At 47.9% G+C, this 22,008-nt stretch carries 24 protein-coding genes and 1 riboswitch; all 24 genes read right to left on the reverse strand.

Annotated elements, in window-relative coordinates; all coding sequences use genetic code 11:
- Positions 1–37: 37 nt before the first annotated feature.
- Positions 38–262 carry a F0F1 ATP synthase subunit C gene (atpE, locus tag C400_RS0112075; protein ID WP_007432750.1) on the reverse strand — a complete coding sequence of 75 codons (225 nt, stop codon included), beginning with the start codon at positions 260–262 and terminating at the stop codon, positions 38–40.
- Positions 263–367: 105 nt separating this feature from the next.
- On the reverse strand, positions 368–1,192 hold the full coding sequence (atpB, locus tag C400_RS0112080) for a F0F1 ATP synthase subunit A (protein ID WP_016822883.1): 825 nt from the start codon (positions 1,190–1,192) through the stop codon (positions 368–370).
- A gap of 29 nt (positions 1,193–1,221) precedes the next feature.
- Entirely contained in the window at positions 1,222–1,602 is a 381-nt protein-coding gene (locus C400_RS0112085; RefSeq protein WP_013312329.1) for an ATP synthase subunit I, read from the reverse strand.
- A complete protein-coding gene (locus C400_RS0112090; RefSeq protein ID WP_016822882.1) occupies positions 1,595–1,858 on the reverse strand; it encodes an AtpZ/AtpI family protein in 264 nt (87 codons plus the stop codon). Before C400_RS0112090 ends, C400_RS0112085 begins: the two co-directional genes overlap by 8 nt.
- Positions 1,859–2,025: 167 nt before the next feature.
- Positions 2,026–3,192, reverse strand: a complete 1,167-nt coding sequence (wecB, locus tag C400_RS0112095; RefSeq protein ID WP_017427136.1) for a non-hydrolyzing UDP-N-acetylglucosamine 2-epimerase — start codon at positions 3,190–3,192, stop codon at positions 2,026–2,028.
- A 109-nt stretch (positions 3,193–3,301) separates the two neighbouring features.
- Positions 3,302–3,931 (reverse strand): uracil phosphoribosyltransferase, encoded by a 630-nt coding sequence (gene upp, locus C400_RS0112100; protein WP_013312332.1) that lies wholly within the window; start codon positions 3,929–3,931, stop codon positions 3,302–3,304.
- A 352-nt stretch (positions 3,932–4,283) separates the two neighbouring features.
- On the reverse strand, positions 4,284–5,549 hold the full coding sequence (locus C400_RS0112105) for an ABC transporter substrate-binding protein (RefSeq protein WP_017427137.1): 1,266 nt from the start codon (positions 5,547–5,549) through the stop codon (positions 4,284–4,286).
- 15 nt (positions 5,550–5,564) lie between these two features.
- Complete coding sequence (locus C400_RS0112110) at positions 5,565–6,401, reverse strand: carbohydrate ABC transporter permease (protein WP_017427138.1); 837 nt, start codon at positions 6,399–6,401, stop codon at positions 5,565–5,567.
- Positions 6,401–7,309: a carbohydrate ABC transporter permease gene (locus tag C400_RS0112115; protein WP_414477681.1), complete on the reverse strand. Its 909-nt coding sequence runs from the start codon at positions 7,307–7,309 to the stop codon at positions 6,401–6,403. The genes C400_RS0112110 and C400_RS0112115 overlap by 1 nt, the downstream gene beginning before the upstream one ends.
- Before the next feature lie 151 nt (positions 7,310–7,460).
- The gene (gene glyA, locus C400_RS0112120) at positions 7,461–8,711 is read right to left on the reverse strand and encodes a serine hydroxymethyltransferase (RefSeq protein WP_017427140.1); all 1,251 of its coding nucleotides are present in this window, start codon (positions 8,709–8,711) and stop codon (positions 7,461–7,463) included.
- A gap of 121 nt (positions 8,712–8,832) precedes the next feature.
- Positions 8,833–9,420 (reverse strand): TIGR01440 family protein, encoded by a 588-nt coding sequence (locus C400_RS0112125; protein ID WP_016822875.1) that lies wholly within the window; start codon positions 9,418–9,420, stop codon positions 8,833–8,835.
- A 207-nt stretch (positions 9,421–9,627) separates the two neighbouring features.
- Positions 9,628–9,709, reverse strand: a riboswitch (ZMP/ZTP riboswitch).
- 78 nt (positions 9,710–9,787) lie between these two features.
- Positions 9,788–10,372, reverse strand: a complete 585-nt coding sequence (locus tag C400_RS0112130) for a low molecular weight protein arginine phosphatase (protein ID WP_016822874.1) — start codon at positions 10,370–10,372, stop codon at positions 9,788–9,790.
- 85 nt (positions 10,373–10,457) lie between these two features.
- The gene (locus tag C400_RS0112135; RefSeq protein WP_016822873.1) at positions 10,458–11,018 is read right to left on the reverse strand and encodes a manganese efflux pump MntP; all 561 of its coding nucleotides are present in this window, start codon (positions 11,016–11,018) and stop codon (positions 10,458–10,460) included.
- Between the two features lie 143 nt (positions 11,019–11,161).
- Positions 11,162–12,445, reverse strand: coding sequence for an L-threonylcarbamoyladenylate synthase (locus tag C400_RS0112140; RefSeq protein ID WP_017427141.1), 1,284 nt, complete (start codon positions 12,443–12,445; stop codon positions 11,162–11,164).
- A gap of 181 nt (positions 12,446–12,626) precedes the next feature.
- Positions 12,627–13,319, reverse strand: a complete 693-nt coding sequence (gene spoIIR, locus C400_RS0112145) for a stage II sporulation protein R (RefSeq protein ID WP_017427142.1) — start codon at positions 13,317–13,319, stop codon at positions 12,627–12,629.
- 215 nt (positions 13,320–13,534) lie between these two features.
- On the reverse strand, positions 13,535–14,728 hold the full coding sequence (locus C400_RS0112150) for an FtsW/RodA/SpoVE family cell cycle protein (RefSeq protein ID WP_013373452.1): 1,194 nt from the start codon (positions 14,726–14,728) through the stop codon (positions 13,535–13,537).
- 75 nt (positions 14,729–14,803) lie between these two features.
- Positions 14,804–15,703, reverse strand: coding sequence for a peptide chain release factor N(5)-glutamine methyltransferase (prmC, locus tag C400_RS0112155; protein WP_017427143.1), 900 nt, complete (start codon positions 15,701–15,703; stop codon positions 14,804–14,806).
- A gap of 3 nt (positions 15,704–15,706) precedes the next feature.
- Entirely contained in the window at positions 15,707–16,774 is a 1,068-nt protein-coding gene (gene prfA, locus C400_RS0112160; protein WP_013373454.1) for a peptide chain release factor 1, read from the reverse strand.
- Between the two features lie 334 nt (positions 16,775–17,108).
- A complete protein-coding gene (gene ychF / locus C400_RS0112165) occupies positions 17,109–18,209 on the reverse strand; it encodes a redox-regulated ATPase YchF (RefSeq protein WP_016822869.1) in 1,101 nt (366 codons plus the stop codon).
- 146 nt (positions 18,210–18,355) lie between these two features.
- Entirely contained in the window at positions 18,356–18,847 is a 492-nt protein-coding gene (locus C400_RS0112170; RefSeq protein ID WP_017427144.1) for a GNAT family N-acetyltransferase, read from the reverse strand.
- Positions 18,844–19,944 carry a type 2 isopentenyl-diphosphate Delta-isomerase gene (gene fni, locus C400_RS0112175; protein ID WP_017427145.1) on the reverse strand — a complete coding sequence of 367 codons (1,101 nt, stop codon included), beginning with the start codon at positions 19,942–19,944 and terminating at the stop codon, positions 18,844–18,846. Before fni ends, C400_RS0112170 begins: the two co-directional genes overlap by 4 nt.
- 314 nt (positions 19,945–20,258) lie before the next feature.
- A complete protein-coding gene (locus C400_RS0112180) occupies positions 20,259–20,750 on the reverse strand; it encodes a DMT family transporter (RefSeq protein ID WP_016822866.1) in 492 nt (163 codons plus the stop codon).
- 57 nt (positions 20,751–20,807) lie between these two features.
- A complete protein-coding gene (locus C400_RS0112185; protein WP_016822865.1) occupies positions 20,808–21,512 on the reverse strand; it encodes a Crp/Fnr family transcriptional regulator in 705 nt (234 codons plus the stop codon).
- Between the two features lie 58 nt (positions 21,513–21,570).
- Positions 21,571–21,996: a DMT family transporter gene (locus tag C400_RS0112190; RefSeq protein WP_016822864.1), complete on the reverse strand. Its 426-nt coding sequence runs from the start codon at positions 21,994–21,996 to the stop codon at positions 21,571–21,573.
- Positions 21,997–22,008 lie beyond the last annotated feature (12 nt).

A 22,008-nucleotide genomic window follows, 5' to 3' on the forward strand; every position in this document is an offset into this window, starting at 1 on the left:
GGCTGTGCCTTCCCCGCCAAACCTTGCTTCCATTCAATTAAGCACCTGCGTAGAAAATGAATGCCAGAACGACCCCGATGATTGGCAGGGCTTCGACCAGACCTACACCGATAAACATTACCGTTTGCAATGTTGCTTTAGCTTCAGGCTGACGAGCAATACCTTCAACTGTTTTACTTACGATCAGACCGTTACCAATACCTGCGCCCAAAGCGCCCAAACCTACTGCGATTGCAGCTGCGATATATGCCCAAACTCCCATTTTAAAAAATCCTCCTTAGTGATGTGTATTTGTGTTTTACATGTATTTGCAGTTAAGCGCGAAGCGTACTCCTGAACTTAACTAAAAACCGGAAAACGTGCTTGTCTAATGCTCTTCTTCATGCGTGTCAATGGACTGCGAAATATATACAAACGTTAGAATCGTAAAGACGAACGCTTGGATACTGCCGACAAAAATACTGAATCCCTGCCAGACTACGAGTCCCAATACGGAAGCAACCATACCTCCCACACCAAGGGCTGTCATTTTCAGCAGAACACTAATCAAAACTTCGCCGGCAAAAATATTACCGAATAGACGCATACCGTGTGTCAATAGTTTTGAGAACTGCTCAATCAAGTTAATTGGCAAAAAGAACGGAAATGGCTGAACGTAATGCTTGAAGTAAGCTTTGGTATTACGGAAGATCCCCAGGAAATGAACCAGGACAAAGATCATCAATGCCAGTCCAATGGATACCCCTGCATCTGCGGTAGGTGACTTCCACCAGCTGATACCTACATGGGCAGCTTCGCCCGGGTGAGACGCCTGTGCTTGTTCTAATGCTTCTTTGACTGGAATGATTTCATGTCCAAATACTTGGGCACTTTGCACATTATCGAATTCAGTCACAATGCCGAACGGTAAACCCAGCATATTGCCCACGAAAATGAACATGATCAGCGTCATCCCCAAGGAGAGGAATGGCTTCCCTTTTTTCAAATCCATCGTGCTGGAAATCAGTCCTTGAACGAATTCTACGACCCATTCCATAAAATTTTGCAACTTGCTCGGATTGTCCACAGACAAATTGCGCGTTGCAGCAAATGCCAGTCCAAATACAATCGCGCAGGTCACAACCAGCATAATAATGACGGACAAGTCAATGTTAAACCCGCCCAATTGGATAATCGGTGATTCATGCAACATGTTTTCTCACCCCTTTCTCAGTTGAGCTATCATTTTTCCTGAAGCGCGAATATGATGCCTATAATTAACAGAAGGAATTGTCCGGTCACCAAGCTTGCCATTACAGCGATCTCATGGAAATAGGCCGGGAATTCTATAGCCAGCACCACTGCCAAAATTGAGGTCCCTAATCGAACGCCAAAGCCAATACCAAACACTCTCTTCTTTCTTTCACCGGCGGCCGCACTCGCAACCTGTCGAATTTTGTAGGCCATATACAGCACATTTAGACAGCTTACTCCCGTTCCCAGAATGATTCCGTGAGCAATGTCACGATGTTGGGGCATGAAGGCGGAGACCAGGAAACACAGAGCCATAATACCAAGCGCCACGATCCATAACATTTTTTGCATACGGGTCATCTCATTCATGGTTATCCCTCAATACCTTTCCGATCACAAGGGCAATACTTAATGCGCCTACAACCAAGCCTGCGAGAACGCTTACGCCAATCCAAATTCCGGAGCCACCAAGTTTGGTATCAAGCCATTTTCCGGCATAGAAACCACCCAGTGTGCATATCGTCAAATCAATGCCGATCGCGCTCACCAGTCCTATAGCCTTAAAGGCATTTCCGGTGTTGTTTCGGTTGTTGTTTTGCTTGGAAGGTTTGACCACTTTTCTCATGTCACCCCTGCAATTCCAGTCCATTTTACTTAAATATAAGATGCTTTGTCAATTGAGATATTTTAGCGCCCTAAAGTATAAAAATCAGTCGACAAAGCATCTAAAAATGCTGTATCCCTTGGTAACCGTACAGTTTAACTGTATGCTTACCTTGTAAAGATTAATTATTACGAACGGACGCCTTTTGTGAACATTGTGTGAAATTCTTCAGGACGTTCTGCTTGAACACCATAATGGTGCAAAATCGCATTGACAATTCTTACAGATGCCTGTCCATCACCGTAAGGATTCGCTGCCTGACTCATAGACTCATACAACGCGGAATCTGTCAAAAGAGCCTTGGTCCGATTGTACACGTTCTCTTCACTTGTACCCACCAGTTCCAAGGTACCCGCTTCAATCCCTTCCGGTCTTTCGGTCGTATCACGCAGCACTAGGACAGGTACTCCGAACGAAGGCGCTTCTTCCTGAAGACCACCGGAATCGGTAAGAATCAGATGCGTGTGTGGATAAAAATTGTGCAGGTCCACTACATCCAGCGGATCAATCAGCTTAATACGCGGATGGTTGCCCAAAATTTCAAATGCAGGTTCCTTCACAGCCGGACTCGGATGAACCGGGTAAACAATTGCAATATCCTCAAACTCATCTGCGATCCGCTTAACCGCAGTAAAAATCTGACGATGCGGTTCCCCTTGGGATTCCCGGCGATGTGCTGTCATGAGAATCAGGCGTTTGCCCTGAGCCCAGTCCAGTACCGGATGCTCGTAGTCCTGGCGAACTGTATACTGAAACACGTCAGTTACTGTATTGCCTGTTACATATATTCGCGATTCAGGTTTATTTTCCTTCCGCAAATTTCCAGCCGATAAAGAAGTAGGCGAAAAATGCAGATCGGACAGCACACCTGTGAGCTGACGATTCATTTCTTCAGGATATGGAGAAAGCTTGTTCCATGTCCGCAAACCTGCTTCCACATGCCCTACTTCAATTTGCTGCATAAAGGCTGCATAGCTAGCCAAGAAAGTCGTCAGCGTATCGCCGTGAACCAACACGATATCAGGCTTGGCTTCACGCAATACGGGTTCCAGACCTTGAAGTACACGTATGGAGATTTCATTGAGTGTCTGGCGATCCTTCATTACATCCAGATCATAGTCAGGGTGGATATTAAAAACTTCCAGAACCTGATCAAGCATCTGGCGATGTTGAGCTGTTACGCATACTACGGACTCGATATGCTCCGGATGGCGCTGAAGCTCCAAAATGAGAGGAGCCATCTTAATCGCTTCCGGACGCACACCGAAAATTGTCATTACTTTGATTTTAGACATTTTCTGTTGAACCCCTTTTCATAATAAACGTCTGCTTCCAGATCTTCCGTGATTCAGTTAGATGATCTGTCTTAGCGTCCATAGATTGTGCCGAACCGCTAAAAGCAGTCTACTTAGTTCCGTACAAGCGGTCTCCCGCATCCCCAAGACCCGGAATGATGTAACCATGATCATCCAAACGCTCGTCCAGTGCAGCGACATAAATGTCTACATCAGGATGCGCATCCTGCACAGCTTTCACTCCTTCAGGAGCGGCAATCAGATTCATCATTTTAATTTGAGTACAGCCTCTTTTTTTCAACACATCAATCGCTGCGATCGCCGACCCGCCCGTTGCGAGCATCGGATCAATTACGATCAATTCACGTTCAGTTACATCCGTAGGCAGCTTCGTATAATATTCTACGGGTTGCAATGTCTCAGGATCACGGAACAACCCCACATGTCCTACTTTTGCAGCAGGCAAAAGCTTTACGACACCATCCAGCATACCCAGGCCTGCACGCAAAATCGGGATAAGGCCCAACATACGACCAGAAATCACTTTACCTTCAGTTTCAGCAACTGGAGTCTGTACCGTAATGCTCTCCAGCGGAATATCTCTTGTAATTTCATAAGCCATCAAAGTTGCTACTTCATCAACCAGTTCACGGAAATCTTTCGTGTTGGTCCGCACATCGCGGATAAATGTAAGTTTGTGTTGGATCAAAGGGTGATCGCAAACCACCAGTTTTGCCATAATATATTCCCTCCGGTATTATCGTCACGTTCTTCCGCACCAGCATATCGAACATCCTGATTCGAAAGGATCTATGTAACCTATTTGTACAAACCAAATAAGCACAGATGCAATGCGTGCCTGTAAATCCTGTTTATTATAACATTCCCTTGATTGATTTAACACCTGCCACTGCAACCTTTTGTCAAGGGAAAGATATGACAGGCAAAATACTTGGCAAGGCCCATTTACGTGTGACTTTTGTCATATGAAATCATACTAAAAAGGCTCTGACGGTCCTTGACCGTCAAAGCCTACCAGTTCTAAACTTCCTGCCTGAGATATAGCCTCTGCTATCCCACGCATATATTCTTTATCTATACTTCAGATTGTCCCACGCTCCCTGAAATTGCTGAAGCATTTCGTCCTTCGTAATAACGCCTGCGATATAGGCTTGCATACTACTGCTTAAATCCTGATTTAGCCCCTTTGGAAAGCGCTGGAAGTTCCAGCTCCATATCTTGCCTTCCTTCACGTGCCGTGATATTTCCGCACCCAAATCACCTGTGGTCTCGTCACTGGACGTGATACTTTTGAAGGCAGGAACGAACTTAAACTCCTTGGTAATATAATGCTTGCCTGTTTCTGATGTGACCAGCCAGTTGAGAAATTCCTTTGCCTCCTGCTTCACAGGCGAGTTTTTGTTGACAACCCAGTTCGAGGCCACTCCCACAGCCAGTTTGTCTCCAGTGGAAGAATTATTGTCTATAGGCGTAGGAAGAATACCCAAATTCAAGTTAGGATTAATTCCATCTATTTGCGGCTGCGTCCAGTTCCCCTGGTGCATCATAGCGGCCTTACCTGTTGAAAACAGTGTCACTTGTGTATTGTAGTCCGTCGTGAGCGGATTGGGGTTTCCATATTTTAAAGTCAGGTCAAGCAACTTCACCCACTGATCGAACACGGGGTTACCAGGAATGCGAGCAGTTCCTTGGTTTAAATCCGCAACGTAACTCTCCGGGTTCGGCTGTCTGGCAAAGGGGATATTGATAAAATGGTTTCCCAGAACCCACCATTCTGCATAGCCGTTAGCAAAAGGGATAATCCCTGCTGCTTTCAGTCGCTTGGCTGCTTCCTCCAATTCATCTAACGTCTGAGGCAATTTGGTTATACCCGCTTTTTTGAACAAATCCTTATTATAAACAAAACCAAATCCCTCCAGGTTCATAGGCTGTCCATAAATCTTACCGTTAACCGTCATCGGCTTACGGGCGAAATCGTCCAGGTCCTTCACCCATGGCTGATCCGACAAATCCTCCAGGTACTCAAACCACGTATCGCGATCCTGGTAACCCTCATTCGTGAAAATGTCCGGCTGGTCGCCTGAGGCGAATTTAGCCTTCAACGAAGCACCGTAGTCCGTACCCCCACCGACAGATTGAATATCCAGCTTGATACCAGGGTGCGTTCTTTCATACTCAGCCTTCAGTTTGTTCAACGGTTCCGAAATCTCCACTTTGAATTGATAAATGTGTATCGTTTTGGTCCCACTCTGTTGAGCCTTTGTATTACCACAACCTGCAAGCATACACGTAAGCAGCAACATCAGGGAGATGACAAGCAGCACTGTCTTTTTCATCCGATAACCCTCCCATCAGCCTTTAACCGCTCCGGCCGCAATGCCAGAAACGATATATTTTTGCATCACCAGAAAAAACACAACAATTGGCGTGATTCCGAGCACCAGTGCGGGCAACGCCAAGTCCCATTGCTTGGTATATTGACCAAACAGCATATAGGTCGCAATCGGAATCGTACGCAGCTCAGGATCATTTAAAATGAGCGAAGGCAGCAGATAATCATTCCAGATCCATAACGTATTCAAAATAAGTACGGTCACGAACATAGGGAGCAACAGTGGACAAACGATGCGAAAGAACACCCCGTAACGAGAGGAACCATCTACTCTCGCCGCTTGCTCAACCTCAATAGGCACCGTTTTAATAAAACCATGAAACAGAAAAACTGATAAAGGCGCTCCAAAACCCAGATAGCACAAAATCAGTCCTGGTATGCTGTTGTTCAGGCTCAATACGTTGGACACTTCCATAAGCGGCAACATAATCGATTGAAAAGGTACGACCATCGCAGCCACAAGCAGCCCGAACAGGAACCGATTAAAAAGAGTATCATGCCGAACCATTTGGTAGGCGGCCATCGAGCTGATCAGCAGCAAAAGCGCATTGCTGACGATGGTGACGATCAGTGAATTCCCCAGTGCTGTGGGAAAGTTTATTTTATTCCAGGCGTTAGCATAGTTTTCAAAACGGAAGGTTGTCGGCCACGAAGCGGAATGAGCCAAAATGTCTCCAAAAGATTTAACCGAGTTCACGAGCAAAAAATAGAACGGAACTAGAAAGATCAACCCAATCACAATAAGCAATATTTCAGCTACCCATGTGCTTAAACGATAGTTCGATGTTTTTTCCATTACATTTCGACCTCCTTTTTCTTCGTGAGGCGCACCTGAATGCTGGTAATGATCGCAACGACCACGAAGAAAATCATAGCCTTAGCAGTTCCCAATCCAAGTCGATTATTTGTAAACGCTTCATTATATATGTCCAACGCTACAGACTCTGTCGCCTTGAATGGTCCACCCTTTGTCAAAGCCAAATTCAGCTCAAATACTTTAAAGGACCAGGATATCGCCAGGAACAAGCAGACGGTCACTGCTGGCATAATAAGCGGCACCACGATATGACGCAAAACCTGTCTTCGGCTCGCACCATCAATTTGGGCTGATTCAATAAGAGCATGCGGGACATTATTTAGAGAGGATATGTAAATAACCATGAGATAACCTGCGTATTGCCAAACAAACACAATGACAGTTCCCCAAAATGCAGTAGGCCCATCACCCAACCACGGCAGTTTGAAAAAGGAAAGCCCTGTGGCCTCTCCTACCGCCGAAAAGCCACGTACAAATATAAATTGCCAGATGAAGCCGAGCAGCAAGCCGCCGATCATATTAGGCATAAAAAATACAGTTCGCAGTGCATTGCGAGTACGCAACGGCTTTGTAAGCGCATAGGCCAGGAAAAAGCCCACCAGGTTAGTTAGAATGACACCACATACGGTAAAACGGACCGTAAACCAAAATGCATTACGGAAGTCCGGATCATCTTTAAAAATATGAACGTAATTCCCTAGCCCGAGCCATCGGACATGTTCAGATACGCCATCCCAGTTCGTCATGGAATAATACAGCCCCAACAGAAACGGAATGACCATAATTAAGACGAAAAACAACGCCATCGGTCCTACAAATATGAGCTGCTGCAATAATTGCGCGGATTTTCTTTGGCTCAATGCAATCACTCCTTTGTCGTAGATCATGAAGGAAAATGCGCATAAATCCTTACTTTAAACGCTTATTACCCAAAAACGTAAGTTTCGAGTCGTCTGGAATCAAAAAAAGGCTGTTCTCCCTTCGCTAACGAAAGGAAAACAGCCTTATCATATAAAGATTAAAAGGAATGGCGATGAATTAGTATTGTGTTCCTGGATAGATCGGGAACTTGTCTGTCAACTCGCCCACCGCTTGGCTTGCTTTGGACAATACAGTATCATCTTTTGGATTTTTAAGAGTATCAGCAATGATTTTACCGATTTTAACCATAGCCTCTTCATCCATACCACGAGAAGTTGCAGCAGGTGTACCAATACGAATGCCGCTGGTAACGAACGGACTCGTTGGGTCGAAAGGAATAGCATTTTTGTTGACCGTGATACCCACGGAATCCAATACATGCTCCGCTTCTTTACCTGTAATATTCAAATTGCGAGTATCCAACAGCATCAGGTGATTATCCGTACCACCGGATACAATGTTGATTCCCTCTGCCAGCAATGTCTCAGCCAGCACCTGTGCGTTGCGAACTACGTTTTGCGCATAGGTTTTGAATGATGGCTGGAGCGCTTCACCCAGAGCAACTGCTTTGGACGCGATCACGTGCATCAGTGGTCCTCCTTGAGTACCAGGGAAGATAGCTTTATCAATCGCTTGCGCCCACGCTTTGCGAGTCAGAATTAGACCCCCACGCGGACCACGCAGCGTTTTGTGTGTCGTTGTTGTCACAAATTGAGCATGGGGAACCGGACTAGGATGAATCCCTGCTGCCACGAGACCTGCGATATGTGCCATATCCACCATGAATAAAGCACCTACATCATTAGCAATGGAAGCAAAGGCTTCAAAATCGATAGTACGCGGATATGCACTTGCACCAGCTACGATCAGACGAGGGCGGTGCTTGAAGGCTGCTTTGCGCACTTCATCATAGTCGATGCGGAAGTTGTCTTCACGTACACCGTAAGCAGCAAAGTTATACAACAAACCGGAGGCATTAACCGGGCTTCCGTGTGTTAAGTGGCCGCCATGCGCCAGATTCATACCCAGTACAGTATCTCCAGGTTGAAGAGCTGCCAGATATACCGCCATGTTAGCCTGCGCTCCAGAGTGAGGCTGCACGTTCGCATGCTCGGCGCCAAATAGTTCTTTCGCACGGTCACGTGCAATATCTTCGACGATATCTACATGCTCACAGCCACCATAGTAGCGTTTGTTCGGATAACCTTCAGCATATTTATTGGTAAGCACGGAGCCCATGGCTTCCATTACTTCTTCACTGACGATATTCTCAGATGCGATCAGCTCGATATTGTGGCGTTGCCGTTTCAGTTCAAGCCCCATTGCTTCCATCACTGCCGGGTCACTTTTACGCAGATGTTCCATCATGATTGATTACTCCCTCTCCATGGTCAAATTGTTGGGTATACAAGCAAATGCCTGCTCCTCTGTTGGGTACCTCATCATCAATGCAAAAAAGATCAGTACAAACATGCCGACATGCCAAATGCTAATCGCAGTTTCCACCGGCTTCTTGTTCCAGACTGTACACTGCCCGTTGTCCGCCAATAAGCGGAGGACGAGTGAACGCAGCCGTCACACGTGCTTCACCAATCCAGCGAAGACTTGGGCGAAACGGAACGGCAATCGGGCGCAAATGCATGCCAATCAGCGTCTCACCGATGTCTATCCCGGCATGAGCCTGCACATTCGCCGCCAGACACGCATCGTCCATAGAGCGATAGGCAACAGTAGCCATAGAGCCCCCTGCTGTACGAACAGGAACAGCCGCAACCTCCATCAGGCCTAATCGCTCCAGTAGAGAACGTTCAACGACCAGTGCTCGGTTCAAGTGCTCACAGCATTGAAACGCCACATCAAAGCCATACTCTCTGCGAACGGATTCTACTCCAGACAACACTTGCTGAGCCACATCCAGCGCTCCTGCTGTGCCGATCCGACTTCCAGCTACTTCACTCGTGCTTGCGCCAATAACCAGCAGGCGACCAGCTTTAAGACTGGCCACTTCTGCAATTTCCCGCACGACAGAAGCGGTCTGTGCTTCGAGTGAAATTTCATGATCCAATTGTTCTACCATTGGAACCTCCTTTGGTTGAACAGCCTCTCAGAGACTAGGCATGGTCCCATGCCCCAAGTTCAACACACTCTCTCCTGATCACAATCTGACTATATTATAGCCGATGTTTCAGATTTCGAGCAGAAAAAATGGAAGAACAAGAAGGCAACAGAAGATCTGCTGTAGCTCGTATACGAAAAAAGAGCAGTCCACACCTATGTGGAATTGCTCTTTTGCCCAGGCGACCGGCCGTATATCCGATGCTCCATCGTGGTTAATCCCACTTTTGTCGCCAGTTACATCGGATTCTCATTTTTCCACCTTATCTTAACGGATTAACTGTCGAAAATCAACAGATTCCGTACAAAATAGAGGAATGGTACCGACTTTATTCGGAAGATCCCTTTAGCTTGTCCAGCAACTTATGCAAAGCTACACGGATTTCCGCAGCTGTGACATCGTAGTCCTCCCGCGAACCGCCAAACGGATCTGAGATATCGAAGCCCGGAATCCGTTGATGTAATTCAATCATTCGCTCACGTTCCTGCGCTGATAGCTCTTGTCCAAGTGAAGCCATCAACTGCTGTGAAGCATACAAGCCGTCTAATTCCTGTACGTCCTTCAGCACTGCGTCCCGGTCCTCCACATACTCCTTCAGCGTAAATACTTTGCCCGCCGTTTGTGGAAACCGTTGAATGACATGCTGTTTATGTCCTTGCGTCAAGGTTAAGATCAGATGTGCCCACTCGGCAAGTCCGTCGCTTAAAGGGGTTGAAGTGATCTGATCCGATATATCGTGATCACGTAGAACCGCCTCTGCATGCCGGGATATCGACGCCCCGTCCATCGCAGCTACTCCAGCGGAACGCACTTCCAGTTCCAGTCCATGCTCAGCAGCCAACTTACGTAGCATCCCCTCAGCCATTGGACTGCGACAGGTGTTCCCTGTGCATACAAATAAGATATTCTTCAACGTCTTCACCCCCCGTATGTTGAAAAAATATATAAACAGAGGATTACTCAAATCCTGTATTTATTTTACACTGTCTACGTTAAAATCAAAACATAAACATAAAGCCGAATGCCAGCAAAACGGCACCGCCCACCGCTTCTCCATAATCCCCCAGATTGCGGCTGACCTTGCGCCCCAGTAACAGCCCCAGCATCGCCATCGCTCCCCCGCAAAAACCAAAGGCCAGAACAGTCAGCACCAGGTCACTCTGGAACATCCCCAGGGACACTCCCACAGAAAATGAGTCAATGCTCACCCCAAGTGCAAATAGCAAAAGACCCAAAGGCGACCGATGATCCAATACGTGTACGCCGTCTCCCTTGAAGGAATTGTACACCATATGCCCGCCCAAAAGGATGAGTAATCCCCCTGCGAAATAGGTCGTCACATGGCCTAATAAAGAACTCATATAATGGCCTGTGAACATTCCCAGCAACGGCATCAGGATGTGAAAAAAACCAATCACAATGCTGATGCGCAGCACGTCTCGCAGGCGTATCCCCTTCATACCGATCCCTACGCCCAGCGACAGCGCATCCATTCCTAGCGCTACCGCCATGATCAGAATCGTTACAACCTGCCCAGCATCGGCAGAGGCTGCCAGCATACTCCATCCCTCCATTATCCGTCTGTTCTTGTACACGTTATGCGGACAAGGGGCAAATCAGTACAAGCAGGTACTGAAAATACCCAAAACAGAGACGAGGAGAGAGGAGAAATTAAAATAAGAGACTCCATTCTTTACAGAAGCTACAATCGGATAATTCGATGACCTGCCGCTTTAAGCAGTCGATTCATGACGGCGTCTCCCAATCCCTTCGGCGGGCAGGCTTCCGCCAAAATGTAGGTGACGCCGTCCTCATCGCAGCGGCGCAGCACGCCGTACAGGCGCTGCGCCGCCTCATGGAGCGCGTCCAGCTTGCCCAGCGTGTAGACCCGTTCTCCGGCGTAGCCGGCGGCATGGTCGTCGAACGCGAGCACCGCCGTGCGCTCCCCGCGCGCGGCAGCCTCCGCCAGCGCGTCGCGAATCCAGCCCGTCACTTCAACAGGCGACGGGCCTTGTACCACGCTCAAGCGGCCTCGCGGCGCGTAGTGCGTATACTTCATGCCCGGCGAGCGTGGCGCCAGGCTGTCAACATCCTGCCCCGGTGTGGCAGCCAACGCCGGGTCCAATACGACGGCGCGAGCAACCGCAGCGAGCTGTTCAGCCGTCACGCCGCCAGGGCGCAGAATGGTGACGGTTCCGTCGTCACCCACTTGCACTACCGTGGACTCCAGTCCCACCCCCGTGGGACCTCCGTCCAAAATACCGCCGATGCGACCCTCCAGGTCCTCCAGCACATGCTGTGCTAGAGTCGGACTGGGTCTTCCCGAGCGGTTGGCGCTTGGTGCAGCCAGCGGACAACCGGCTTCCGTGATCAAGCGCAGCGCGATCGGATGATCCGGCATGCGCACACCGACCGTGTCCAAGCCTGCTGTCACACGCGATGACAGTGCCTGCGGCACTACCGGCAATACGAGGGTCAGCGGTCCTGGCCAAAATGCATTCATCAGCGCTCGGGCTGTATCGTTAATTTCCGCTACCATACCTTTTAATTGAGCAGCATCGGAAATATGTACAATGAGCGGGTTATCGGAAGGACGACCTTTGGCAGCAAATACCGCCTCCACCGCTTTAGTGCTGCGTGCATCGGCCCCCAGTCCGTACACGGTTTCCGTAGGGAAGGCTACCGTCTCTCCAGCCTGGAGAAGTACGGCGGCCTCGCGTATGCCCTTTTCCGCTGCGATCAGAGCCTGTCCAGCTGAAAGTTCGTCAGAACCATCCCCGTCAGTGTTGTTCACAGAACCAACAGAATCCACTTTTTCCACCTCAAAAGACGAGGTAGCAGATACAGTCGTGCTCTCTACAGGAACCAGACATCTTACATCCCACCAGTGTGTATGAGAAGACTGTGGCGCCTGCTCCTGCCCTACGCTCTCTTTTTTCACAAAACCTACGTGCATGTCATGCATTTGATTCACTTTATCACTCATATCAGATCATCCCATATCTTATTGTCATACAGGCCATTTCATGGCCCTGATCCCCAAAAAACCTACTTTAACAAATCAGTTCGAATTGGCTCTGTCCTCTGTATATCTATCGTAAGTTCCATTATAACATATGGGGAAACTTACACTCGTTGTTCTCTTTTCCATAGCACTGACGAAACATTTAGGCAAACAAGCCACTCACCCAGTTCAACAGACCCGTAAGGGCATCCCACAGGAAAAAACGTACTTCCGGCTCCTTGTCAGCGGCGTTCGTTCGATTGTCTTCATGACTTGTTTTTGCCGATACAGTTTGTGCTGCTGCTTCACCGCTGCCTGCATCAATAAAGCACAACGGCGGGAACAGCACACACCACCAATTTTGTCCTTTCCCTTGCCCCAGTGTAACCCGAAGCGCCTCATAATTCCCTGCTGGGTACACAAGGCCACCGTACATTTTCGTCGGAAAAGGTACACTTGCCAGCTCCACCTGATGATCATACGCTATACCGCGAAGAGCCAGTTCTTCACCTACCAAGCGATCAATTTCAGGTAAATGTGCATCAATCAACACTCTGGCTTGACTTAGGCTTTGTGGATTGTCCAGCTCACCCACCCACGCATTCATCTGCTGCACGATGGCATCCCGTATTTCGCGCTTAACCAACTGATCCTCTGGACGATCTGAATTAGCTAAAATTCGCAGTCGAATGGAATCGTGCGGAATTACCTTCAACCCTGTGGTGGTTACTCCAGACGCTAAAGTTCCTCTTGCTCCCGTGGTCATCGCAGCATCTGTTTTTTGACCTTCCCAAGACATCATTAATATTGAAATACAAAAGAGTATCATTGCAGCTTGCTTTATCCAACTTCTCATCTTCGTCCCCCCAAACCCAAACTCTATCATGTCTATCAGTCTGTCCGGTTTGGGAGAGTCTAAACCTATGAATCTCGTAAAATAATTCAGGCTATTGCAAGCTAGATCGTCACCTAGGAATATAAAAAAGCCCAGATTTCACAATCTGGACTCTTTTGTTGCACCGATTCAACTCGTACAAATAACTATCAATATTTAGCCACAACCCACCTGTACTAAGCTTTTTTCGCCTTCGTCAAGCTTACTCTGGAAGGCTGCGGCAGGTCATCCTCTAGCTCCTGACCATGCACCTTAATGCTCATAACTAAGCCAATACTAGCCATGTTAATAAGCAACGAGGTACCGCCATAGCTTATGAACGGGAGCGTAATCCCCGTAAGTGGCATAATGCCCAGAAACGCACCAATGTTCTCAAAAATCTGATACAGCAACATGGACACAATCCCGACAATTATATACGGGCCAGCCCGATCCCGACATTCCAGTGAAATCAGGATCATTCGGTGAATCAAAATAAAATAAAGCAATAGCAGAATGGATGAGCCTACAAACCCAAACTCCTCTGCTACAACTACAAAAATAGAATCCGCATAGGTATAGGGAACACGTCCGGACTGTACCGAGGTTCCTTGCAAAAAGCCCTTGCCCATCATACCGCCAGAAGCTATGGCCAGTTTGGCATTTTTCGTATGATAGGATGCCTTCGCAGTCGCTTCTTCTGGTACCAGCCAAGGGTCTAAACGCTCTACCCAGTGACTACGTCCAATGCCTTTCATAAAGGAATCAATCTCATCATGAAACGAAATATACGCTTTGATCCCGCCACCAACGGCGACTGCAAATACGATAAATCCGATTAGCGCATGGGATGCCTTCACATTACCAATCCATAGCATACCAATGACGATGACAATGTAACCGAGCGCATTCCCCAAGTCATTTTGTGCCATGACCATGGCAAATGGGACAAAGCTCACCAGAGCAACTGGAAGGACATCCTGAATAAAATACAGCTTGCTCTTGCGCTTTTTAATCAGCATATACGCCAAAAAAATGATAAGAACCAGTTTGAATACCTCAGCAGGCTGGAGATTTAAGCCACCAATTTTCAAAAAGCCTTGAGAGTTATTAACCGTCCCGCCAAAAAAGCCGAGAATCAGCAGAAATATCCCGCCTCCATATACATACAAGGCTTTTTTAATGAATATCCGAAAATCAACTATCGCTAAACCCAAGATCGCTACAAAGCCCAATATATAATACCCGATCATCTTCTGGTAATCGTTGCCGTGCTCTGCCAAGTTCGTAGGACCCCTACCAGCACTGTATACCGTTATGATACTAATCGCCATGAGCAAAACCAGAATAAAAATAACCGGACCATCAATTTTTTTCAATTTCTGAAGCATGATTTCCCCCTGAGCCGTTTCTCGGTCATACTCCTCTTATTCTAAAGGAAAGACTCGCAAAAAGAAAATGCAGCATTACTCCAAGACGCCTAGGACATGTCGCTCGATCCCCGCAAGGTCAGGAATGATTAGAATGTTCTTCCAATGGCCTGCCTGTTCCAGCAGGTCAGCCACGTCTCTGGCCTGTCCCATCCCCAGCTCAAACCCGATTAGCCGGGGTGGGGCCTGAAGGAGCCCAAGCTGCTCCAGCATTGCCCGATACGGGCCAAGCCCGTCAGGACCGCCATCCAGCGCCATTCGCGGCTCATGGTCGCGCACCTCTGGCTGCAAGCCAGCGATGTCAGCAGCCGGGATATATGGCGGGTTGGACACGAGGATGTCCACCGCTGTTCCCGCAAACGGCACCAGTAGATCGCCCTCGCGGAATTCTACGGCTGCGCCGTTTGCGGCGGCGTTCTGGGACGCCATTTCGAGCGCAGCAGCAGAAATATCACCCGCTGCTACGTGCCAGCGCGGCCGCTCAGCTGCCAGCGTCACGGCAATCGCGCCGCTACCCGTGCCAATGTCGAGCGCGTGCGGAGCACTGCTCGGCCACAGCCGGTCACCGTGCTGGAGTATCGCCTCGACGAGCAGCTCTGTCTCGGGGCGCGGAATCAGCACCGACGGTGAAACCGCGAACGGGCGGCCATAAAATTCCTGCCGTCCGATAATATACTGCGCCGGTTCACCCGCAGCTTTGCGGGCGATGAACCGTTCCCACGTCTCCTTAACGGAGGAAGGGAACGGATCGCCCAGAGCGGCGTAAAACCTCGTACCTTCCAGCCCAAGCACATGTTCCAGCAGCAAGCGGGCATTATGCTGCGGCTCCAACACGCCGCAACTTCCTAAAAAAGAAGAAGCCTCAACTAAGGCTTCTCTGACACTCATGTTCCGTTCCGGCGGCATCCGATACACACAATCGCGTTCGTTCCCCAAAACTTAAACCTCTTGTTCCATCAAATCAGCCTGCTCTGCAATCGTGAGCGCTGATACGATTTCTTCGATCTCTCCGTTCATCACCTGGTCCAGCTTGTGCATGGTTAAACCAATGCGATGATCCGTTACACGGCTTTGCGGGAAGTTGTAAGTACGTATACGCTCACTGCGGTCTCCAGTACCTACTTTGCTCTTACGCTCGCCTGCATATTTGGCTTCCTCTTCCTGGCGCATCATATCCGAAATACGGGCACGCAAAACTTGCAGCGCCTTCTCCTTGTTGGAGTTTTGGGACTTGCCGTCCTGGCAGGTTGCCACAATACCTGTTGGCATATGCGTTACACGCACCGCCGACTTGGTTGTATTAACGGACTGACCGCCCGCACCGCTGGAGCAGAAAGTATCCACGCGGATATCCTTGTCTAAAATTTCGATATCCACTTCCTCTGCCTCAGGCATCACAGACACCGTGGAGGTAGATGTATGAATACGTCCGCCAGATTCTGTTGTCGGAATCCGCTGTACACGGTGTGCGCCACTTTCGAATTTCATTTTGCTGTATGCACCGCGTCCGTTAATCATGAAAATAACCTCTTTAAAGCCTCCAAGGTCATTCATGTTTGCATCCATCAGCTCTACACGCCAGCCTTGGGTATCTGCATAACGCGTGTACATCCGGTACAAGTCCGCTGCAAACAGCGCGGCCTCGTCCCCACCGGCAGCACCACGAATTTCGATAATAACGTTCTTATCATCGTTCGGGTCCTTCGGCAGCAGCAAAATACGAATTTTCTCGTCCAGCTCCCGCTTACGGGCACTCAGCTCTTCAATCTCCATTTTGACCATTTCACGCATCTCGTCGTCCAGCTTTTCTGCCTGCATGGCTTTAGCAGCGTCCAGCTCCTCAACGACAGTTTTATATTCGGTATATGCTTCATAAGCAGGCTGTAAATCAGACTGTTCTTTGGAATAATCTCTAAGTTTTTTGCTATCGTTCGCCACATCCGGATCGCAGAGCAGTTCGCTCAGTTTATCGTAGCGGTCCGCCAATGATTGCAATCGGTCCAACAAGCGATTCACCTCTTCAGTTAAATTAATATGAAACCAGCTTTAAATTCACTGGCTACAGCTCTTTATTATAACAACTATTCGATTAATTAGCTACATAAAATACTTGCTAATTTAGGATTTTGCAAAAATCCGCAAATCAATTGAAGTCGAATAAACAAAATCTCGCTAAAGAGTTGAATAACAAACTCTCAACTAATAAAAGAAATGCGAATCAAATATAAAAAGCCGCCGCCCGGGACAGGCAGCGACTACGTAATTGGTACATGCAGGCAACATATATCATTACTTAATATGTTTGTATATAAACTCTGTTTGCTATACGCCGAGATGCATCCTAAACATTAAAACGGAAATGCATAACGTCTCCGTCCTGCACCACATATTCCTTGCCTTCCAAACGAAGCTGACCACGTTCTTTGGCCCCGTTCATAGATCCAGCAGCGACCAAGTCATCGTAGGATACAACCTCAGCGCGAATAAATCCGCGTTCAAAATCCGAGTGGATTACGCCCGCAGCGCCAGGTGCTTTTGTTCCTTTGTGAATAGTCCATGCGCGTACTTCCTGCACACCTGCTGTGAAATACGTATACAGTCCCAGCAAGCGGTAAGCTGCTTTGATTAGACGGTTCAGACCAGACTCAGCCAGCCCTAGCTCCTCAAGGAACATTGCCTTGTCTTCGCCTTCCAGCTCAGCAATTTCAGCCTCTACTTTGGCACTGATCGGTACCACTTCAGCATTTTCCGCTACTGCAAATTCACGTACCTTTTGCACATATGGATTGCTGTCAGCTTCCGTTACACCATCTTCACTGACATTAGCCGCGTACAATACAGGCTTCATCGTGAGCAAATGAAGGTCGCGTATAATCAGCTTTTCGTCTTCTGACAATTCTACGCTACGTGCAGGTTTATCGGCATACAGCGATTCCTTGATCCGTTCCAGTACTTCAACCTCTTGGGCATACTGCTTGTTGCCGCCCTTCATGTTCTTACGGGAACGATCAATACGCTTGTCTACACTTTCGATATCCGCCAGAATCAATTCCAGATTAATCGTCTGAATATCGCTGATCGGATCAATTTTGCCGTCCACATGAGTAATATTCTCATCTTCAAAGCAGCGTACCACATGAACAATGGCATCTACTTCACGAATATGAGCCAAAAACTTGTTACCCAAACCCTCGCCTTTGCTGGCACCTCGTACAAGTCCTGCAATATCAACAAATTCAAAAGCCGTTGGTACCGTTTTGTTCGGTACTACCAGTTCAGTCAGCTTATCCAGTCGCTCGTCCGGTACTTCAACGACCCCTACATTAGGGTCAATTGTACAAAATGGATAGTTTGCGGATTCAGCCCCCGCCTGCGTTATTGCGTTAAACAGTGTTGATTTGCCCACGTTCGGCAGACCCACGATCCCCGCTTTTAAAGCCATAATCAGAACAACTCCCGTTTATATAAAATATGCGCTATACCCTCTGTTAGTTTACCAACCCACATTATATAGGAGAACCTATACATGCGGCAAGCATACGGCTGTGAATTTAGGATTTTGCTGCATCCCTATTTAGATAGCTTTATTTAAATTTCCTTGCTCATCTGGATATCCGTAACCCGATAACCAGACTTGCGATATACATGTAAAGCCCGCTCATTATGCCCAAATACATGCAGACCGATGCGAACCGCACCCAGCCTCCGAGCTTCTTGTTCCAACGCCTGCATCGTCAACGTACCCAGGCCTCGCCCCTGATATGAATCGTAAACGAGAATATCCAGCAAAAAGGCCTCTTTGCCTTGCGTACCTTCTGTAATGTTGAACCAGATATATCCCGCTTCCTCGGAGCCTTGACCCACACTACCTGAATACTCAAGCATGTACAGGTGAGCATGGGGCGTGTCTAGCCTTTGCGGCAAATATGTTGCAAAGCTCTCCTTTGCCCGTTCTGGTGCCTCTTCCACCGTCCACGTGCCTGCCTGGATTTTCTCTTCCGCGTAATCTGCGAGCGAGCGTTGCTCAAAGCGATCATACTGCTCTGCGTTCATCGGAACCAACTTAATGAATCCGCTCATCCGTTCGCCTTCTTTCTTAGTCTGGTCGTTTCTTTAAGACCTTCGATCCTAGCTACTCCGATGCCAAACATGACTGTACGCAATTCCAGCTCCACTTGCTCCAATCGCGCTTCCAGCGCCTCGCTGGAGGTAACCGCCGAGCCAAGCAAAGAGCGACCGAAGCCTGCCATGTCAGCGCCCAAAGCAAGTGCCTTCGCAGCATCGACACCGTTTTTCAGTCCACCACTACCGATCAGAGCGCCATTAGGCTGGGCTGCTCTAACCTCCACGATACAATCAGCGGTCGAATTGCCCCAATCGGCGAACGCCTCTGCCGCTGCACGGCGCACAGGATCAGGATTGCGAAATTTCTCCACTTGGCTCCAGCTTGTCCCGCCCGCACCAGCGACATCAATAAAAGCAGCGCCTGCATCATATAATCTCGATGCCGTCTCACCATCTATGCCCCAGCCTACTTCCTTCACGCCTACAGGCACCGAAAGACGACGACACAACTCCTCAATGCGCTCAAGCAGCCTGCTAAAATCCAAATTCCCTTCAGGTTGGAATATCTCCTGCAAGCCGTTTAAATGCAGCACCAACATATCCGCTCCGGCAATTTCCACTGCACGTTGGCAATCGTCCACACCAAACCCGTAGTTCAGCTGTACTGCGCCCAGATTGGCAAGGATCGGGATGCTAGGTGCTAGACGGCGAACTGCAAAGGTTGAAGCCAACTCTTCTTTTTCCACCGCAGCTCGTACGGAGCCGACACCGAGCGCCCAGCCACGTCTCTCTGCTGTCTCTGCCAACCGCTCATTAATCGCTCCTGTCTCGGCGCTACCGCCTGTCATCGAACTGATGAGCAGCGGTGTCCGTACAGTGCGCCCCATAAAAGTTGTATCCAGACGCACCTCGTCAAAATGTAGCTCCGGCAAAGCGCAGTGCTTAAAGGCATAACGCTCCAGCCCGCTGGTAATGCCGTGTCCAGCCACATCTTCCTGCAGACAAAGGCGGACATGCTCAATTTTCCGTTCACCTGTCTGCGTGGCAGGCAACAAAGAGCCGGATCTGTCTGAGCCGTCAGGTGATCCATTTTTATTTTCTGTATTACTCATCTATGTTCCACCTCATCCAAAGTCAATCTGTGCATTCCATCAGGTTCGTGAAGCACAAATAAGACCGTTCCCGAACACGGTAACCGATCTATTTATCATCTCATATATCAAATATCCAGGCCCTTAAAGCACTATTTTAAGATATTTTCATTGTATCATGGATGGAAAAATATATACATGACCGTGAACATTTTTCTTTGCCTATGGGATCGAAAAGCAGCACCTGCTTAAGATGCAGCTTCTCTGCAAAATGCAAAATACCCCTCCGAAAGTGGGACCCCAATCAAGCAGGATTAAGGTCATCACAACCTTCTTTAGCTCTTCATCGAATCAGGTATAGTTGTAATATTTTCTTGTGGTTCCTTTGTACGCCCATGTCCAAATTTGAAAACGAGAATACCACCGATAATGACCAATACACCAATCAACTTATTGAAGGTAAACGGAATCTTCTCTAGTCCAAGCCATCCTAATGAATCCCACAACAAGGCTGTACCTAATTGTGCCGTCAATACGATGGAGATCGCATAGGTAGGGCCAAGTCGCTTCATTCCTTGGACCAGACAGAACACAACGCCGACACCAATCATGCCACTGAACCAGTACCACAGCTGCATATGCTGTAAAGCAAATGTATTTTTCCCTTCAAAAATAAGACTTCCGAGCAAGGAAGCCAAGAACCCTGTTCCCAGTACCAATGTCGTTGTGGCCCATGAACCTGTCCGCTCATTCACCTTATTATTGAATATCGTTTGCAGACTGACCAAAGCACCTGCGATAACTGCCAATATAAGCCCTAATAACATATTTAACTCTCCCTTGATAGTCCCTTTATTGTGCTGCACTTATTCAAAGCACTATGATTACAACGATTCATAAATATTATGGCCAGCCAGTTCACTCAAACCTTTTCTGTCCTTAATGACAATATAGCCTTTTGCCCGTTCAACCAATCCCTCTTCGATCAGCTTGCGAATGACACGGTTGAGGTGTCTGTAGCTGGTTCCGATCAAATTCGCCACATCCACCAGACTGGATGCCCGTAGTTCCTCATGAAAGGCAGAATTGGATTCGTCAAAAGAAACAGATAGCAGGTAGCTCGCAAGCCTAACTTCCACCGGATACATCAGGTTGAAATTGGAGAAATCAGAGTCCAGGCAAAACTTCCGCGTGACAATATCCAATAGAAATTGCAGCAAAGGAGCATAATCTCTGCCGTACTTATTCATCCATTGATGATGAACACCAATCACATAGATCGGCGACACTGCCTCTACTGTATTGATGACGTGACTATTACGAATATATTCAACATCTCCTATGACCTCGATCGGGGTTTTGAAGCAAAGGATCAGAGTCTTTCCTTCTGTAGAGCTGGTAAAAATTTTGACCTTGCCCTGCACCAGAATATACAGATGCTCAATGGCGTCCCCCTGCGAACAGAGCTTTTCCCCTTGCTCCAAACGATGCAGCGACAAATAGGGATGTAGTGGCTCGTAGAGTATGGATTCTAACTGATGCAGATGCAAAAAATACTTTAGCTGCTCTTGATCCTGAATTTCTCTCATTGCTTAGCTCACCTTCATTTTCTACGTTCTAAGCTTTTTCTATAAATAAAGTTTTATTTTAGAGTTTTAATATAATGACACCCGCGATCATCATACCAATACCTATAAATTGTGGCAGCTTCATCTTCTGCTTCACTATGCCGAACCATCCTTTGATGTCTACCAGGAAGGTTAAACATAACTGAGCAATCAACAGCGCCGAGATTGTGAACGTAACCCCAATATGTTGAATGGCTGTGACTTCACTAAATATAATGATAGCCGCAAAAGCACCACCCCAAAGATACATCGGCTTTACCTGTTTCATTTCAGACACACGGCCATCCTTTGTAAACATCCAAACTGATGCTGCCAAAATAAAACCTATTAGCTGAGTAACGGTAGCCGCCTGCCATGTCCCGATATCCTGGCTAATCCGTGTATTCGCTACCCCCTGTAACGTAATACAAGCGCCTCCCAGAAAAGCAAACAAGATTCCTCTCATAAATCGTTATTC

The organism is Paenibacillus sp. ICGEB2008, assembly GCF_000307675.1.
GTDB lineage: Bacteria > Bacillota > Bacilli > Paenibacillales > Paenibacillaceae > Paenibacillus > Paenibacillus polymyxa.

Bases quoted from the DNA above. Each gene is read 5' to 3' on its own strand.
- C400_RS0112180 (WP_016822866.1), bottom strand. From the start codon at position 20,750: ATGTTATTAGGGCTTATATTGGCAGTTATCGCAGGTGCTTTGGTCAGT.
- glyA (WP_017427140.1), bottom strand. From the start codon at position 8,711: ATGATGGAACATCTGCGTAAAAGTGACCCGGCAGTGATGGAAGCAATG.
- C400_RS0112135 (WP_016822873.1), bottom strand. From the start codon at position 11,018: ATGCTGGCAGCCTCTGCCGATGCTGGGCAGGTTGTAACGATTCTGATC.
- C400_RS0112185 (WP_016822865.1), bottom strand. From the start codon at position 21,512: ATGAGAGAAATTCAGGATCAAGAGCAGCTAAAGTATTTTTTGCATCTG.
- C400_RS0112085 (WP_013312329.1), bottom strand. From the start codon at position 1,602: ATGAATGAGATGACCCGTATGCAAAAAATGTTATGGATCGTGGCGCTT.
- atpE (WP_007432750.1), bottom strand. From the start codon at position 262: ATGGGAGTTTGGGCATATATCGCAGCTGCAATCGCAGTAGGTTTGGGC.
- C400_RS0112170 (WP_017427144.1), bottom strand. From the start codon at position 18,847: ATGAGCGGATTCATTAAGTTGGTTCCGATGAACGCAGAGCAGTATGAT.
- C400_RS0112105 (WP_017427137.1), bottom strand. From the start codon at position 5,549: ATGAAAAAGACAGTGCTGCTTGTCATCTCCCTGATGTTGCTGCTTACG.
- C400_RS0112140 (WP_017427141.1), bottom strand. From the start codon at position 12,445: ATGAGTGATAAAGTGAATCAAATGCATGACATGCACGTAGGTTTTGTG.
- spoIIR (WP_017427142.1), bottom strand. From the start codon at position 13,319: ATGAGAAGTTGGATAAAGCAAGCTGCAATGATACTCTTTTGTATTTCA.
- C400_RS0112150 (WP_013373452.1), bottom strand. From the start codon at position 14,728: ATGCTTCAGAAATTGAAAAAAATTGATGGTCCGGTTATTTTTATTCTG.
- ychF (WP_016822869.1), bottom strand. From the start codon at position 18,209: ATGGCTTTAAAAGCGGGGATCGTGGGTCTGCCGAACGTGGGCAAATCA.
- upp (WP_013312332.1), bottom strand. From the start codon at position 3,931: ATGGCAAAACTGGTGGTTTGCGATCACCCTTTGATCCAACACAAACTT.
- wecB (WP_017427136.1), bottom strand. From the start codon at position 3,192: ATGTCTAAAATCAAAGTAATGACAATTTTCGGTGTGCGTCCGGAAGCG.
- C400_RS0112090 (WP_016822882.1), bottom strand. From the start codon at position 1,858: ATGAGAAAAGTGGTCAAACCTTCCAAGCAAAACAACAACCGAAACAAC.
- fni (WP_017427145.1), bottom strand. From the start codon at position 19,944: ATGAGTAATACAGAAAATAAAAATGGATCACCTGACGGCTCAGACAGA.
- atpB (WP_016822883.1), bottom strand. From the start codon at position 1,192: ATGTTGCATGAATCACCGATTATCCAATTGGGCGGGTTTAACATTGAC.
- C400_RS0112110 (WP_017427138.1), bottom strand. From the start codon at position 6,401: ATGGAAAAAACATCGAACTATCGTTTAAGCACATGGGTAGCTGAAATA.
- C400_RS0112115 (WP_414477681.1), bottom strand. From the start codon at position 7,309: ATGATCTACGACAAAGGAGTGATTGCATTGAGCCAAAGAAAATCCGCG.
- C400_RS0112125 (WP_016822875.1), bottom strand. From the start codon at position 9,420: ATGGTAGAACAATTGGATCATGAAATTTCACTCGAAGCACAGACCGCT.
- C400_RS0112190 (WP_016822864.1), bottom strand. From the start codon at position 21,996: ATGAGAGGAATCTTGTTTGCTTTTCTGGGAGGCGCTTGTATTACGTTA.